Annotated in this window: 26 protein-coding genes; 24 read left to right on the forward strand and 2 right to left on the reverse strand. The window is 64.1% G+C overall.

Going from position 1 to position 13,726, the window contains the following annotated elements:
* From rplD to FFS18_RS02790, 23 genes are all read left to right on the forward strand, one after another.
* Entirely contained in the window at positions 1–627 is a 627-nt protein-coding gene (gene rplD, locus FFS18_RS02680) for a 50S ribosomal protein L4 (RefSeq protein ID WP_120217694.1), read from the forward strand.
* Complete coding sequence (locus FFS18_RS02685; protein WP_058806667.1) at positions 620–928, forward strand: 50S ribosomal protein L23; 309 nt, start codon at positions 620–622, stop codon at positions 926–928. Before rplD ends, FFS18_RS02685 begins: the two co-directional genes overlap by 8 nt.
* 21 nt (positions 929–949) lie before the next feature.
* On the forward strand, positions 950–1,786 hold the full coding sequence (rplB, locus tag FFS18_RS02690) for a 50S ribosomal protein L2 (protein ID WP_120217695.1): 837 nt from the start codon (positions 950–952) through the stop codon (positions 1,784–1,786).
* A 3-nt stretch (positions 1,787–1,789) separates the two neighbouring features.
* Positions 1,790–2,065, forward strand: a complete 276-nt coding sequence (gene rpsS / locus FFS18_RS02695) for a 30S ribosomal protein S19 (protein ID WP_037556370.1) — start codon at positions 1,790–1,792, stop codon at positions 2,063–2,065.
* The gene (gene rplV / locus FFS18_RS02700) at positions 2,065–2,445 is read left to right on the forward strand and encodes a 50S ribosomal protein L22 (RefSeq protein ID WP_011543083.1); all 381 of its coding nucleotides are present in this window, start codon (positions 2,065–2,067) and stop codon (positions 2,443–2,445) included. Before rpsS ends, rplV begins: the two co-directional genes overlap by 1 nt.
* 1 nt (position 2,446) lies before the next feature.
* Entirely contained in the window at positions 2,447–3,154 is a 708-nt protein-coding gene (gene rpsC, locus FFS18_RS02705) for a 30S ribosomal protein S3 (RefSeq protein ID WP_120217696.1), read from the forward strand.
* A gap of 11 nt (positions 3,155–3,165) precedes the next feature.
* Positions 3,166–3,597, forward strand: a complete 432-nt coding sequence (rplP, locus tag FFS18_RS02710) for a 50S ribosomal protein L16 (protein ID WP_011543081.1) — start codon at positions 3,166–3,168, stop codon at positions 3,595–3,597.
* Positions 3,598–3,602: 5 nt separating this feature from the next.
* On the forward strand, positions 3,603–3,806 hold the full coding sequence (rpmC, locus tag FFS18_RS02715) for a 50S ribosomal protein L29 (protein WP_120217697.1): 204 nt from the start codon (positions 3,603–3,605) through the stop codon (positions 3,804–3,806).
* An 11-nt stretch (positions 3,807–3,817) separates the two neighbouring features.
* Positions 3,818–4,099 carry a 30S ribosomal protein S17 gene (gene rpsQ / locus FFS18_RS02720; protein WP_120217698.1) on the forward strand — a complete coding sequence of 94 codons (282 nt, stop codon included), beginning with the start codon at positions 3,818–3,820 and terminating at the stop codon, positions 4,097–4,099.
* A 60-nt stretch (positions 4,100–4,159) separates the two neighbouring features.
* On the forward strand, positions 4,160–4,528 hold the full coding sequence (gene rplN / locus FFS18_RS02725) for a 50S ribosomal protein L14 (protein WP_120217699.1): 369 nt from the start codon (positions 4,160–4,162) through the stop codon (positions 4,526–4,528).
* A gap of 2 nt (positions 4,529–4,530) precedes the next feature.
* Entirely contained in the window at positions 4,531–4,848 is a 318-nt protein-coding gene (rplX, locus tag FFS18_RS02730) for a 50S ribosomal protein L24 (protein WP_120217700.1), read from the forward strand.
* A complete protein-coding gene (gene rplE, locus FFS18_RS02735; protein WP_120217701.1) occupies positions 4,841–5,419 on the forward strand; it encodes a 50S ribosomal protein L5 in 579 nt (192 codons plus the stop codon). Before rplX ends, rplE begins: the two co-directional genes overlap by 8 nt.
* Positions 5,420–5,471: 52 nt before the next feature.
* Positions 5,472–5,777 (forward strand): 30S ribosomal protein S14, encoded by a 306-nt coding sequence (rpsN, locus tag FFS18_RS02740; protein ID WP_120217702.1) that lies wholly within the window; start codon positions 5,472–5,474, stop codon positions 5,775–5,777.
* Positions 5,778–5,789: 12 nt separating this feature from the next.
* Positions 5,790–6,194 carry a 30S ribosomal protein S8 gene (gene rpsH / locus FFS18_RS02745; RefSeq protein ID WP_120217703.1) on the forward strand — a complete coding sequence of 135 codons (405 nt, stop codon included), beginning with the start codon at positions 5,790–5,792 and terminating at the stop codon, positions 6,192–6,194.
* Positions 6,194–6,727 carry a 50S ribosomal protein L6 gene (gene rplF / locus FFS18_RS02750; protein ID WP_120217704.1) on the forward strand — a complete coding sequence of 178 codons (534 nt, stop codon included), beginning with the start codon at positions 6,194–6,196 and terminating at the stop codon, positions 6,725–6,727. Before rpsH ends, rplF begins: the two co-directional genes overlap by 1 nt.
* Positions 6,728–6,730: 3 nt before the next feature.
* Entirely contained in the window at positions 6,731–7,084 is a 354-nt protein-coding gene (rplR, locus tag FFS18_RS02755; RefSeq protein ID WP_120217705.1) for a 50S ribosomal protein L18, read from the forward strand.
* A gap of 1 nt (position 7,085) precedes the next feature.
* Positions 7,086–7,778 carry a 30S ribosomal protein S5 gene (gene rpsE, locus FFS18_RS02760; RefSeq protein WP_120217706.1) on the forward strand — a complete coding sequence of 231 codons (693 nt, stop codon included), beginning with the start codon at positions 7,086–7,088 and terminating at the stop codon, positions 7,776–7,778.
* Between the two features lie 4 nt (positions 7,779–7,782).
* On the forward strand, positions 7,783–7,968 hold the full coding sequence (gene rpmD, locus FFS18_RS02765; protein WP_120217707.1) for a 50S ribosomal protein L30: 186 nt from the start codon (positions 7,783–7,785) through the stop codon (positions 7,966–7,968).
* A 7-nt stretch (positions 7,969–7,975) separates the two neighbouring features.
* Complete coding sequence (locus tag FFS18_RS02770) at positions 7,976–8,182, forward strand: DUF1737 domain-containing protein (RefSeq protein ID WP_067180143.1); 207 nt, start codon at positions 7,976–7,978, stop codon at positions 8,180–8,182.
* Between the two features lie 59 nt (positions 8,183–8,241).
* Positions 8,242–8,766 carry a 50S ribosomal protein L15 gene (gene rplO, locus FFS18_RS02775; protein ID WP_120217708.1) on the forward strand — a complete coding sequence of 175 codons (525 nt, stop codon included), beginning with the start codon at positions 8,242–8,244 and terminating at the stop codon, positions 8,764–8,766.
* A gap of 220 nt (positions 8,767–8,986) precedes the next feature.
* Positions 8,987–10,360 carry a preprotein translocase subunit SecY gene (gene secY / locus FFS18_RS02780; protein WP_120217709.1) on the forward strand — a complete coding sequence of 458 codons (1,374 nt, stop codon included), beginning with the start codon at positions 8,987–8,989 and terminating at the stop codon, positions 10,358–10,360.
* A 48-nt stretch (positions 10,361–10,408) separates the two neighbouring features.
* The gene (locus FFS18_RS02785) at positions 10,409–11,068 is read left to right on the forward strand and encodes an adenylate kinase (RefSeq protein ID WP_171005197.1); all 660 of its coding nucleotides are present in this window, start codon (positions 10,409–10,411) and stop codon (positions 11,066–11,068) included.
* Between the two features lie 48 nt (positions 11,069–11,116).
* Positions 11,117–11,815, forward strand: a complete 699-nt coding sequence (locus FFS18_RS02790) for an RlpA-like double-psi beta-barrel domain-containing protein (RefSeq protein WP_137869660.1) — start codon at positions 11,117–11,119, stop codon at positions 11,813–11,815.
* A gap of 130 nt (positions 11,816–11,945) precedes the next feature.
* Here the strand turns inward: FFS18_RS02790 and FFS18_RS02795 are convergent, their stop codons facing one another.
* Both FFS18_RS02795 and FFS18_RS02800 read right to left on the reverse strand, forming a co-directional pair.
* Positions 11,946–12,476, reverse strand: coding sequence for a YceD family protein (locus FFS18_RS02795; protein ID WP_137869661.1), 531 nt, complete (start codon positions 12,474–12,476; stop codon positions 11,946–11,948).
* Entirely contained in the window at positions 12,473–13,003 is a 531-nt protein-coding gene (locus tag FFS18_RS02800; protein ID WP_137869662.1) for a ubiquinol-cytochrome C chaperone family protein, read from the reverse strand. Before FFS18_RS02800 ends, FFS18_RS02795 begins: the two co-directional genes overlap by 4 nt.
* Positions 13,004–13,185: 182 nt before the next feature.
* Between FFS18_RS02800 and FFS18_RS02805 the strand changes: the two genes are divergently transcribed.
* On the forward strand, positions 13,186–13,671 hold the full coding sequence (locus tag FFS18_RS02805; protein ID WP_120217713.1) for an outer membrane protein assembly factor BamE: 486 nt from the start codon (positions 13,186–13,188) through the stop codon (positions 13,669–13,671).
* Positions 13,672–13,726 lie beyond the last annotated feature (55 nt).

The following is a 13,726-nucleotide window of genomic DNA, read 5'->3' on the forward strand; positions in this document are numbered from 1 at the left end:
ATGAAGGTCAAGGTTCAAACCCTCGACGGTAAAGCCGGCACCGACATCGATCTCAACGACGATGTGTTCGGCGTCGACGCCCGCGCCGACATCCTGCACCGCGTTGTCGCATGGCAGCTCGAAAAGCGCCGTGGCCCGGCCCGCGCCGCCCGCGAACGCAGCGATGTGTCGCGCACCGGCAAGAAATTCGGTCGCCAGAAGGGCGGCGGTACCGCGCGTCACGGCGATCGCAAGGCGCCGATCTTCATCGGCGGTGGCAAGGCGCACGGCCCCCGGGCCCGCACCTTCGGCCACTCGCTGAACAAGAAGATCCGCGCGCTCGGCCTGAAGATGGCATTGAGCGACAAGGCGAAGGGCGGCAAGATCGTCGTTCTCGACACGCTCGAGCTCAAGGATGCCAAGACCAAGGCGCTCGCCGGCAAGCTCGGCAAGCTCGAACTCGGCAACCGCGCTCTCTTCATCGACGGCGATGCGGTCCATGAAAGCTTCGCCATGGCATCGGCCAACCTGATCGGTGTCGACTCGATGCCGGCGGCTGGCGCCAACGTCTATGACATCATCCGTGCCGACACGCTGGTCCTGACCCGCGCGGCGGTCGAAAAGCTGGAGGCCCGTTTCAATGGCTAAGGCAAAAACAGTCGACGCGCGTCACTATGACGTGATCCTCGCTCCGGTGATCACCGAAAAGTCGACGCTGCTCAGCGAGAACAACGCGGTGGTGTTCAAGGTCGCGAACGACGCGACCAAGCCCGCCATCAAGGCCGCCGTCGAGGCGCTGTTCGATGTCAAGGTGATCGGCGTGAACACGCTCGTCACCAAGGGCAAGACCAAGCGCTGGAAGGGCAAGCCCTACACCCGCAGCGACGTGAAGAAGGCGATCGTTCGCCTGGCCGAAGGCCAGTCGATCGACGTCACGACCGGCGTCTGATTGTAGGAAGAGGCAGAGAAAATGGCACTTAAATCCTATAATCCGACCAGCCCCGGACAGCGCGGCCTGATCCTCGTCGACAAGTCGGCGCTGTGGAAGGGCAAGCCCGTCAAGGCGCTGACCGAAGGCAAGCGCAAGACCGGCGGTCGCAACAACAAGGGTCATGTGACCTCGCGCGGCATCGCCGGCGGCCACAAGCAGAAGTACCGCTTCATCGACTTCAAGCGTCGCAAGTGGGACATGTCGGCCACCGTCGAACGTCTGGAATATGACCCCAACCGCACCGCTTTCATCGCGCTGGTGAAATATGAGGACGGCGAACTCGCCTATATCCTCGCGCCGCAGCGTCTGGCGGTCGGCGACACTATCGTCGCGGGCAAGAAGACCGACGTGAAGCCGGGCAATGCGATGGAATTGTCGCAGATGCCGGTCGGCACGATCGTCCACAATATCGAGATGAAGCCGGGCAAGGGTGGCCAGATCGCCCGTTCGGCAGGCACCTACGCCCAGGTCGTTGGTCGCGACCGCGGCCTGGTGATCGTGCGTCTCGGTTCGGGCGAGCAGCGCTACATCCGCGGCGAGTGCATGGGTACGGTTGGCGCGGTGTCGAACCCCGACAACCAGAACACCAACATCGGCAAGGCCGGTCGCAGCCGCTGGCTCGGCAAGCGGCCGCTGACGCGCGGTGTTGCGAAGAACCCGGTCGATCACCCGCATGGTGGTGGTGAAGGCCGCACCTCGGGTGGCCGTCATCCGGTGACCCCGTGGGGCAAGCCGACCAAGGGCGCCCGTACCCGCCACAACAAGTCGACCGACAAGATGATCATCCGGTCGCGTCACGCGAAGAAGAAGAGGTAAGCCATGGCTCGCTCGGTCTGGAAGGGTCCCTTTGTGGACCTCCATCTGCTCAAGAAAGCCGAAACGGCCCAGGACGGCGGCAGCTCTGCCCCGATCAAGACCTGGTCGCGCCGGTCCACTATCCTGCCGCAGTTCGTGGGGCTGACCTTCAACGTCTATAACGGCCGCAAGTTCGTGCCGGTATCGGTCAACGAAGACATGGTCGGCATGAAGCTGGGTGAATTTGCGCCGACGCGCTTCTTCCCCGGCCACGCGGCTGACAAGAAGGGCAAACGCTAATGGGCAAGGAAAAGTCCCCCCGCCGCGTTGCGGATAACGAGGCGCTGTCGGTCGGCACGCAGATCCGCGGGTCGGCGCAGAAGCTGAACCTCGTCGCCGCGCTGATCCGCGGTCGCAAGGTCGAAGACGCGATGAACGTCCTCGCTTTCTCGAAGAAGGCGATGGCGGTTGACGTGCGCAAGGTTCTCGCCAGCGCCGTCGCCAACGCGGAAAACAACCACAACCTCGACGTCGACGCGCTCGTCGTCAAGGAAGCGAGCGTCGGCAAGTCGTTGTCGATGAAGCGCTGGCATGCGCGTGGCCGCGGCAAGTCGACCCGGATCGTCAAGCCGTTCAGCCGCATCCGCATCGTCGTGCGCGAACAGGAAGAAGAGGCGTAAGATGGGCCAGAAGAGCAATCCGATCGGCCTGCGCCTGCAGGTCAACCGCACCTGGGACAGCCGCTGGTTCGCCGAAGGCCAGGACTATGGCCGCATGCTGGTCGAGGATCTGAAGATCCGCCAATATGTGTTCAAGACCCTGCCGCAGGCCGCGATCTCGAAGGTCGTGATCGAGCGTCCGGCGAAACTGTGCCGCGTTTCGATCTATGCCGCCCGCCCGGGCGTCATCATCGGCAAGAAGGGCGCGGACATTGAAAAGCTGCGCAAGAAGCTCGGTGAACTGACGGGCAGCGACGTGTCGCTGAACATCGTCGAAATCCGCAAGCCCGAAGTCGACGCCAAGCTCGTCGGCCAGGGCATTGCCGACCAGCTCGAACGCCGCGTCGCGTTCCGCCGCGCGATGAAGCGCGCGGTGCAGTCGGCGATGCGTCTGGGCGCCGAAGGCATCCGCATCAACTGCGCCGGCCGTCTCGGCGGCGCGGAAATCGCGCGCACCGAATGGTACCGCGAAGGCCGGGTGCCGCTGCACACGCTGCGCGCCAATGTCGACTATGCCGAATCGACCGCGCACACCGCCTATGGCGTGTGCGGGATCAAGGTGTGGATCTTCAAGGGCGAGATTCTCGGCCACGACCCGATGGCGACCGACCGTCTGATGCTCGATGCACAGACGACCGGCGTCCGTCCGGCTCGTGAAGATCGCCGCTAAGGACAACTGACATGTTGCAACCGAAAAAAACCAAGTTCCGCAAGGCTTTCAAGGGCCGCATCCACGGCAATGCCAAGGGTGGCACCAGCCTGAACTTCGGCTCCTACGGCCTGAAGGCGATGGAACCCGAGCGCATCACCGCGCGCCAGATCGAAGCGGCTCGCCGTGCGATCAGCCGTGCGATCAAGCGCCAGGGCCGTTTGTGGATCCGCATCTTCCCCGACGTCCCCGTGTCGTCGAAGCCTGCCGAAGTCCGCATGGGTAAGGGCAAGGGTTCGCCGGAATATTGGGCCGCGCGCGTGAAGCCGGGTCGTATCCTGTTCGAACTCGACGGCGTTCCCGGCCCGGTGGCCGCGCTGGCGTTCGAACGCGCGGCGATGAAGCTGCCGATCAAGACGAAGGTGATCGCCCGTCTCGGCGACACCTCGCACCTGGAGGGTTAAGGGCCATGGCCAAGACCGAAGATTTCAAGGCCAAGACCGACGACCAACTGTCGGAACAGCTTGGCGAACTGAAGCGCGAGGCGTTCAACCTCCGCTTCCAGGCGGCCACCGGCCAGCTTGAAAAAGCATCGCGCGTCAAGGAAGTCCGGCGTTCGATCGCCCGTATCAAGACGCAGCAGACCGAGCGCGCGCGCTCGGCCGCGAAGTAAGGAGACTATCGATGCCGAAGCGCATTCTGACCGGTACGGTGGTGTCCGACAAGGGCGACAAGACCGTCGTGGTGAAGGTCGAACGGAAGGTGAAGCACCCTCTGTACGGCAAGATCATCCGCCGCTCGAAAAAATATCACGCCCATGATGAGGACAATGCCATCAAGGCTGGCGAAACCGTCCGCATCGAGGAAACGAAGCCGATTTCGAAGCTCAAGACGTGGAAGGTGCTCGACAAGGTCGACACCCACAGCAAGCCCCAGAGCCCGACGGCTCCCGCTGCTGACGCCTGAGCTGAGTTTCACGGAACCGCCGGGGTTGCCCGGTAGGCCAAAAGAGAAGGAAGTGCATCGATGATTCAGATGCAGTCACAATTGGAAGTCGCTGACAACAGCGGTGCCAAGCGCGTCCAGTGCATCAAGGTGCTGGGCGGATCGAAGCGCCGCACCGCCGGCGTCGGCGACGTCATCGTCGTGTCGATCAAGGAAGCCCAGCCGCGCGGCAAGGTGAAGAAGGGTGACGTGCATCGCGCCGTCATCGTCCGCACCCGCAAGGATGTGCGCCGCGCCGACGGTTCGGTGATCCGTTTCGACACCAACGCCGCCGTGCTCGTCAACAAGAATGAAGAGCCGATCGGCACGCGTATCTTTGGCCCCGTCGTCCGCGAACTGCGCGGCCGTGGCTATATGAAGATCATCAGCCTGGCGCCGGAGGTGCTCTGACCATGGCCAACAAGATCAAGAAGGGCGACACGGTTGTCATCCTGTCCGGCAAGGACAAGGGCAAGACCGGCGAAGTGACGCAGAGCCTGCCGAAAGACGGCAAGGTTGTCGTCGCGGGCGTCAACATCATCACGCGGCACCGCAAGCCGAGCCAGACCAACCCGCAGGGTGGCCTGGAACGCAAGGAAGCGCCGCTGTTCGCGAGCAAGGTTGCGCTGGCCGATCCCAAGACCGGCAAGCCGACGCGCGTGCGTTTTGAAACCAAGGACGGCAAGAAGGTGCGTGTCGCCGTGAAGTCCGGGGAGACCATCAGTGGCTGACAATTACACCCCCCGCATGCGCAAGCGCTATGACGATGTGATCGTCAAGGCGATGACCGAAAAATTCGGTTACAAGAATGCGATGGAAGTGCCGAAGATCGAAAAGATCACGCTCAACATGGGCGTCGGCGAAGCCACGCAGGACAAGAAGAAGGTCGAAGCGGCCGCTGCCGAGATGGAACTCATCGCCGGCCAGAAGCCCGTCGTGACCAAGGCGAAGAAGTCGATCGCCCAGTTCAAGCTGCGCGAAGGCATGCCGATCGGTTGCAAGGTCACCCTGCGCCGCGAACGCATGTATGAATTCCTCGATCGCCTGATCACGATCGCAATGCCGCGCATCCGCGACTTCCGCGGCGTGTCGGCGACCAGCTTCGACGGTCGTGGCAACTATGCCATGGGCCTGAAAGAGCAGATCATCTTCCCCGAAATCAACTATGACCGCATCGACCAGGTGCGCGGCATGGATGTGATCGTGACCACCACGGCGCGTACCGACGACGAAGCCCGCGAACTGCTCAAGCTGTTCGGCTTCCCGTTCCCGATCGCAGCCGAAGAAAAGGCAGCCGCCTGAGTCCCCGACGGGACCAGGCCGGCTCTTTCAAGAAGGAAAGAGAACTTAAGTCATGGCGAAACTGAGTTCGACGAACAAAAATGAGCGTCGCAAGCAGCTGGTGAAGAAATATGCCGGCCGTTATGCGAAGCTGAAGGCGATTGCTGCGGACACCTCGCTCGACGATGGCGAGCGTCTGATCGCGCGCCTCAAGATGGCGGAAATCCCGCGCAATGGTAACCCGACCCGCATCCGTAACCGGTGCGAGATGACCGGGCGCCCGCGCGCTTATTATCGCAAATTCCGGCTGTGCCGTATTCAGCTCCGCGATCTGGCCAACAAGGGCCTGATCCCCGGTGTTGTTAAGTCGAGCTGGTAAGGGACAGACAAGATGGCAATGACCGATCCTTTGGGTGATATGCTCACCCGCATCCGCAACGGCCAGACGGCGAAGAAGGACAGCGTCCTGACGCCGGCGTCGACCCTGCGCGTCCGCGTTCTCGATGTTCTGCAGCGCGAAGGCTATATCCGCGGTTACAGCGAAGAAGCGCTGGGCGCCAAGGGCGAGCACAAGGGCATCCGCATCGAGCTGAAATATTTCGAAGGGCAGCCGGCGATCCGCCATGTGGCGCGCGTTTCGAAGCCGGGCCGCCGCATCTATTCGGGGTCGAAGGACCTGCCGATCGTGCGCAACGGCCTGGGCATCACCATCGTGTCGACCCCGCGCGGCGTCCTGTCGGACGCCGAAGCCCGCGAGCAAAATGTCGGCGGCGAAGTGCTGGCGGAGGTGTTCTGATGTCGCGCATTGGTAAAAAGGCAGTAGCGATCCCCGGCGGTGTCACCGCCGCGATCGACGGCGGCCAGCTGTCGGTGAAGGGTCCCAAGGGCACCCTCGCGATGCCGCTTTCGGACCTCATCAATTATGAAGTCGGCGAAGGCAGCATCTCGGTGCAGCCCGCGAACGCAACCCGCGAAGCGCGCGCGTTCTGGGGCATGCAGCGCACCCTGGTGCAGAACCTGGTCACCGGTGTGACCGAGGGCTTCACCAAGGTGCTCGAAATCACCGGTGTCGGCTATCGCGCCAACTCGCAGGGCAAGACGCTGAAGCTGCAGCTTGGCTACAGCCATGATGTCGATTTTGCGGTGCCCGAAGGCATCGAGATCAAGACGCCGGACAATACGACGATCGAGATCAGCGGCATCGACAAGCAGAAGGTCGGCCAGGTCGCGGCGGAAATCCGCCGTTGGCGCAAGCCGGAGCCCTATAAGGGCAAGGGCATCAAATATCGCGGCGAGTACATCTTCCGCAAAGAAGGCAAGAAGAAGTAAGCCATGGCACATCTTACCCCATTCGAAAAACGCCGCCAGCGCGTTCGTACTGCCCTTCGCAAGCGGGCTGGTGGGCGCGCGCGCCTGTCGGTGCACCGTTCGGGCCGGCATATCTATGCCCAGCTTATCGACGATGCCGCCGGCCAGACGCTGGCTGCCGCCTCGACGCTGGACAAGGATGTCCGCGGCAAGACCGGCGCGACCACCGCGGCGGCTGCCGACGTTGGCAAGCGCCTCGCCGCTGCCGCGAAAAAGGCCGGCGTGACCCAGGTCGTGTTCGACCGCGGCGGTTTCCTGTTCCACGGGCGCATCAAGGCGCTGGCCGACGCGGCTCGCGAAGGCGGATTGGAGTTCTAATATGGCTGACGAAGTACAGAACGCCGAAGGCGCTGTCGAAGCGACCGAAAACACCGGCGCGCCGCGCCGTGGCCGTGGCGGCCGCGACGGTGGCCGCGGTGGTCGTGAAGGTGGCCGTGGTCGCCGCGACGACCGTCGCCCGCGCGACGAGGATGGCGGCGAAGAGCTGATCGAAAAGCTCGTCCACATCAACCGCGTTTCGAAGACCGTGAAGGGTGGCAAGCGCTTCGGTTTCGCCGCGCTCGTCGTTGTTGGCGACGGCAAGGGCCGCGCCGGTTTCGGTCATGGCAAGGCGCGCGAAGTGCCCGAAGCCATTTCGAAGGCGACCGCTGCCGCGAAGAAGGCGATGATTCGCGTTCCGCTGCGCGATGGCCGCACGCTGCACCATGATGGCCGCGGTCATTTCGGCGCCGGTCTGGTGACCGTGCGTTCGGCACCCGCGGGGACCGGCATCATCGCCGGTGGTCCGATGCGCGCCGTGTTCGAATCGCTGGGCGTGGCCGACGTTGTGACCAAGTCGAACGGTACCTCGAACCCCTATAACATGATCCGTGCGACCTTTGAGGCGCTCGGCGAACAGACCAGCCCCAAGTCGGTCGCGCAGCGTCGCGGCAAGAAGGTGTCGGATCTGATCAAGCGCGGCGGTGCATCCGACCGGGCAGCCGAAGCCGAAGCGGCAGCGGTGACGGAGTAAGATCATGGCCGACAAGAAGATCAAGATCCGCCAGATCGGTTCGCCGATCCGTCGTCCCAAGGGCCAGCGCGCCATCCTGACGGGCCTCGGCCTCGGCAAGATGCACCGCGAGGTCGAACTGGTCGACACCCCCGAAGTGCGCGGCATGATCCGCAAGCTTCCGCACATGGTGGAAGTCGTCGAGGGCTAAAGGCGCGATGAAGCTCTACCGCCTGTTGACCGGTCCCGACGACAGCGCCTTTTGTGCGCGGGTCGAAGGATTGCTCAACCGGGGGTGGCAGCTTCATGGCAGCCCCTCGATCACCCAAGTCGATGGCCGCGGCTATGTCGCCCAGGCCATCGTGATGGAAAAGGCCGGACCCTATCCCGGTTTTCAGCCATCGAGTGAAATTGAACCGGACTGAACGTCTTTCCTCGGAAAAACGGCAGTCCATAGCGCGACCACAGCGAAAGCGAGTGCAACATGACGATCAAGCTTAACGAACTTCGTGACAACAACGGCGCCCGCAAGGGCCGCATGCGCGTCGGACGCGGCATCGGCTCGGGCAAGGGCAAGACCGCCGGCCGCGGCCAAAAGGGTCAGAAGGCCCGCAGCGGCGTCGCGATCAACGGCTTCGAAGGCGGCCAGATGCCGCTCCACATGCGCATCCCGAAGCGCGGCTTCAACAACATCTTTGGCAAAGACTTTGCGATCGTCAATCTGGGCATGATCCAGAAGCTCGTCGACGCGAAGAAGCTGGATGCCAAGGCTGTTGTCGATCACGCCGCGCTCAAGGCCGCTGGCGTGGCGCGCGGCGGCAAGGACGGCGTCCGCCTCCTCGCCAAGGGCGAATTTACCGCCAAGCTGAACTTCGCGGTCGCCGGTGCGTCGAAGGGCGCGATCGAAGCGGTCGAAAAGGCCGGTGGCAAGGTCGAACTTCCCGAAGTCAAGGAAGCGGCGCCCGAAGGCAAGAAGGCCCAGCGTCGGGCCAAAGCCAAGGCTGAATAATTCAGACAAGGGCGGCTCCTCCGGAACCGCCCTTTGTCATTTGAACACACCCTGTCCCCGTTCGTGTCCCGACTTAGCTCGACACGAACGGATGAAGCAGCCGGTATCGACCAGCTGCGTTGCAAAATAGGCCTTTCCCCTTGCGCTTCGTGACCGGCGAACGCACATAGGCGCCGGGTCGCGGGGGGCGCGGTCCGGAATATCCTCGAGGAAACTACCCATGGCCTCTCGCGCCGACCAGCTTGCTTCCAACCTCAATTTCTCGAAATTCGGTCAGGCGACCGAACTCAAGAACCGCATCTGGTTCACGATCGGCGCGCTGATCGTCTTCCGCTTCCTGTCGTTCGTCCCGCTGCCCGGCGTCGATCCGGTCGCGCTGTCGACGCTCTACAGCCAGGCGGCATCGGGCGGCGTCCTCGACATCTTCAACACCTTCTCGGGCGGCAGCCTGGAGCGCATGAGCATCATCGCGCTCGGCGTCATGCCCTACATCACCGCGTCGATCGTGGTGCAGCTCGCGGCAGCCCTGTCGCCCAGCCTCGCCGCGCTCAAGAAAGAGGGCGAAAGCGGGCGCAAGAAGCTCAACCAATATACCCGCTACGGCACGGTGTTCCTGACCGCGATCCAGGGCTATTTCATCGCCGTCGGCCTCGAAACCCTCGGCGCCAGCCAGGGCATCGCCGCGGTGGTCGATCCGGGCATGATGTTCCGGATCGGCGCGGTGATCAGCATTGTCGGCGGTACCTTGTTCCTGATGTGGCTTGGTGAGCAGATCACCGCGCGCGGGATTGGCAATGGCGTGTCGCTGATCATCATGGCGGGCATCCTCGCCCAGCTGCCGCGCAGCTTTGCCCAGATGTTCACCCAGGTCCGCGAAGGATCGATGGGCGGCGGCACGGTGGTCGCGGTGTTCGCGGGCGCCATCCTCGTCATCGCCTTCATCGCCTTCATGGAACGCGCCCAGCGCCGCGTGCTCGTCCAATATCCCAAGCGCGCGACGCAGCGCGGCGGGATGCAGGCCGACCGCAGCCATCTGCCGCTCAAGGTCAACACCGCGGGCGTCATCCCGCCGATCTTTGCCTCGTCGCTGTTGCTGATGCCGCTGACGATCACCCAGATGATGGGCAATAATGTCCAGGGCGATACCGCGATGGGCGATTTCCTGATCACGCTGAACCAGTATCTGGCGCACGGTCAGCCGCTCTACATGGCGCTCTATGCCGCGGGTATCATCTTCTTCTGCTTCTTCTATGTCGCGGTCGTCTTCAACCCCGAAGAAACCGCGGACAATCTGAAGCGTCAGAACGGCTTCATCCCCGGCATCCGCCCCGGCAAGAATACCGCCGCCTATCTCGACCATGTGCTGACGCGCATCACCGTGCTGGGTGCGGCCTATCTGGCGGCGATCTGTCTGGTCCCCGAATATTTCATCGCGCAATCGGGGCTTCCCTTCGCGCTCGGCGGCACCAGCCTGCTGATCATCGTCAACGTGACGATCGACACGATCAGCCAGATCCAGAGCCACATGCTCGCGCATCAATATGGCGACCTGATCAAAAAGGCGAAATTGAAAGGCGGCGTTGCGCGGCGCTAAAGCGCCCGCTACGGCAACTGCGACACGGCAGAGGCAACAGGGGCTTCCATGACGCTGAATATCATTTTGCTCGGTCCGCCGGGAGCGGGCAAGGGAACGCAGGCGGTGCGGCTCGAGGACGAGCATGGCATGGTTCAGCTGTCGACCGGCGACATGCTGCGCGCGGCGGTCAAGGCGGGAACCCCGATCGGCGTCCAGGCCAAGGCGGTGATGGACGCGGGCGAGCTGGTGTCGGACGAAATCGTCTCGGGGCTGATCGGTGAACGGCTCGATGCGCTCGGCAACGAAACCTCGGTGATCTTCGACGGCTACCCGCGCACCGCGGCACAGGCCGACGCGCTCGACAAGATCCTGTCGGACCGCGGTCGCAAGCTCGATCATGTCATCGAGCTGCTGGTCGAGGAAGACGCGCTCGTCGACCGCATCACCGGACGCTTTTCGTGCGGCAATTGCGGCGCGGGCTATCACGACCGTTACAAGCTCCCCAAGGTGGCCGATGTTTGCGATGTTTGCGGCAGTCACGACTTCAAGCGCCGCCCCGACGACAATGAAGAAACCGTGCGCACCCGCATGGCCGAATATCGCGCCAAGACCGCACCGATCCTGCCGATTTATGAGGCGCGCGGCATCGTGACGCGGGTCGACGGGATGGCGCCGATCGATCAGGTCAACGACGCGATCGAGGCGATCCTCGCCCCTGCTGGCTAGTCAGCTCCCTCGGCGCCGGTTATTGAGGCACCAAGGGGGGACAGGCTGATGGCAATTTCCGGATATTTCGCAGGCGCCACGATGATTGCGGCGCTGACCTTTGCGCCCGCCGCGACTGCCAAGGTCGTCGACCAGAGCGAGGCCGGCTTCACCGTCGCGCACACCGCCCAGGTCGCCGCGACCCCCGCCGACGTGTGGAAAATGCTGCGTATGCCGCAAAACTGGTGGTCGAAAGATCACAGCTGGTCCGGCGACGCCGCGAACTTCTGGCTCGATTCGCAGGCGGGCGGCTGCTTCTGTGAAAAATTGCCCGACACCGGCGCCGGGGTTGGCAGCGTCCAGCATGCGCGCGTGCTGTTTTCCAAGCCCGGCCAGCTGCTCCGCCTGTCGGGCGCCTTCGGTCCGCTGCAGGGCGAAGCGCTGAACGGCACGTTGACGATCCAGATCAAGGCCACCCCCACCGGCAGCGCGCTACGCTTCGACTATGTCGTCGGCGGCTATATGCGCTTCAAGGTCGCCGACATCGCGCCCGCGGTCGACAAGGTGATCGGCGAGCAATTGATCGGACTGGCGAATGCGCTCGGCGGCGCGCTGCCACCGAGCCGCGAGGAAAAGGCCGCTGCGGCCGCTGCGACTGCCAAGCCCGCCGCCGAAACCCCGCCCGCTGAGGATGAGCCGGGCCTCGACGCCGCGGTCGCCGATCTGGTCGAGGACGCGCCGAAGGCTGAACCCGAAGGCGGGCGCTAAGCGCAGACGACAAAATATGATCCGTTCGCCCTGAGCTTGTCGAAGGGCCGCCCTTTCTTTTGGCGTCGTGAGAAGAAGGACGGTGCTTCGACAAGCTCAGCACGAACGGTTTGAGATGAATGGGTCGGCGCTAAGCGTCCGGCGTTCCGCGCAGCCTGGCCAGCGCCGCAAACGGTCCCGCCGCCTCTTCGCTCAACACGCCCTTCTCCGCCAGAATCCGGTCGGCGTCGGGGTGCCGGGGAAAGGGATCGAGCGCCAGCGACAGCGTCTGCACCGCGGCCTCGCCCAGGTCGATCCGATCGCCTTCGAGCGGCAGCAGGTCGCAATCCTCGCTGCTGATCTCAATCTCTTCCTCGGCGTCGACCGGCGCGTCGACATCGCGCAGGAAACGCAGATCGAACGGTTCGTCCACCGTCGCCGGAACGGGCAGCCCGGTCGCGGCGCACGACTGGACGATGGTCGCGCGCACCGCCCCCTTGGCGCCGATTCCGCCCGCAACGGACCGGATTTCGGCGGTGAGGAAAAAATGATCGACCGCGATCAACCCCAGTCGCTTTGCGATTCGCGCGCGCGCCTCGGCATCGGCTTCGACCGCCACGGCGCGCCCCTGCGCCGCATCGGCCAGCGTCAGGATCAGCGAAAATTCGCTCGCCGCGCTCACGCCGTCGTTCCGCCCAGCCGGTCCGCGACGATCAGCTCGGCCACCGGGGTTGCTGTCAACGCCGCGCGCAGCTTGGCGACTTCGGCCATCACATGCGCCAGCCCCGCCGCATCGGGTGCGCTACCGCGCCACAGATTGCGGACCAGCGCGGCGCGGAGCTCCTCCGACCCGTCGGCGGCACGATAAACGCCCAATCGCCCGCCCAGCGCCCCGACCATCCGGCCGATCTGCTTGCCGACCACCATGTCGCCAAACCCGATCTGGCGCATCTGGCCGTCCATGTCGGTGACGAACAATTCGGTCAGTTCGACTCCGGCGCGCGCCTGTGCGGGATCTTCGTCGATCCGGTGGAGGACGAGCGCGAGGACCAGGCTGACCATGTCGAAACGCCCGTCGAGCGTGTCTGGGACCAGGCCCTCAGCATACCAGTGCGGCGCGCGCGCGGCGGCGACGACGGCGCTCCACAGCGGGCGACGCGCCTCGCGCGGGTCGGGCTGCGAACGGAAGAGTTTGCGGAGCGAGAACATGCCCACCGCTTAGGCGCAATTCGTGCCGCCGAAAAGGGGCGCCGGTCCGCCGCACGGTCAGCTTCTGGCAAGCTTCGTCGCGCCACAAGCAGCTTGTGCGCCGCATCTGCTTGCGGTTAAGAGGCGCGAGAGCGAGCGCCGACCGCTGGCAAAGGCCGCGACAGGCGCAACGGAGATTATAGATGCCGAATTTCAAGCTTTCGTCTGCCGCTCCGCGCGCGCGCCTGATCGTTCTTGGACTTGCCGTCGCGCTGACTGCTAGCGGCTGCGCGCAGCTCAAGGGCCGACAGGGCTATGTCGTCGATCCGCTGCTGACCACCGCGATCACCCCCGGCGTCGACAACCGCGAATCGGTCGAAAAGACGCTCGGCCGTCCGACCTTCGTCGGCCAGTTCAGTGACAATGAATATTATTATGTCTCGCGCGAAACGCGCCAGCTCGCCTTCGCCAAGCCGCGCCCGGTCGACCAGCAGGTGCTGCGCGTCCGCTTCGACGCCGCGGGCAATGTCGCCGCGGTCGACCGCACCGGACTGGAACTGGTGAGCAAGATCAGCCCCGAAGGCGACAAGACCCCGACGCTGGGCCGCGAACGCAGCTTCTTCGAAGATATTTTCGGCAATATCGGCGCGGTCGGCGCACCGGGCGCGGGGGCGCCCAGCGGGCAGTAATATTTGGAAATAGGTTCGAGCCGTCGCCCCCGCGAAGGCGGGGGCCGCTGGCGGC

This window comes from Sphingopyxis sp. 2PD, assembly GCF_005503695.1.
GTDB lineage: Bacteria > Pseudomonadota > Alphaproteobacteria > Sphingomonadales > Sphingomonadaceae > Sphingopyxis.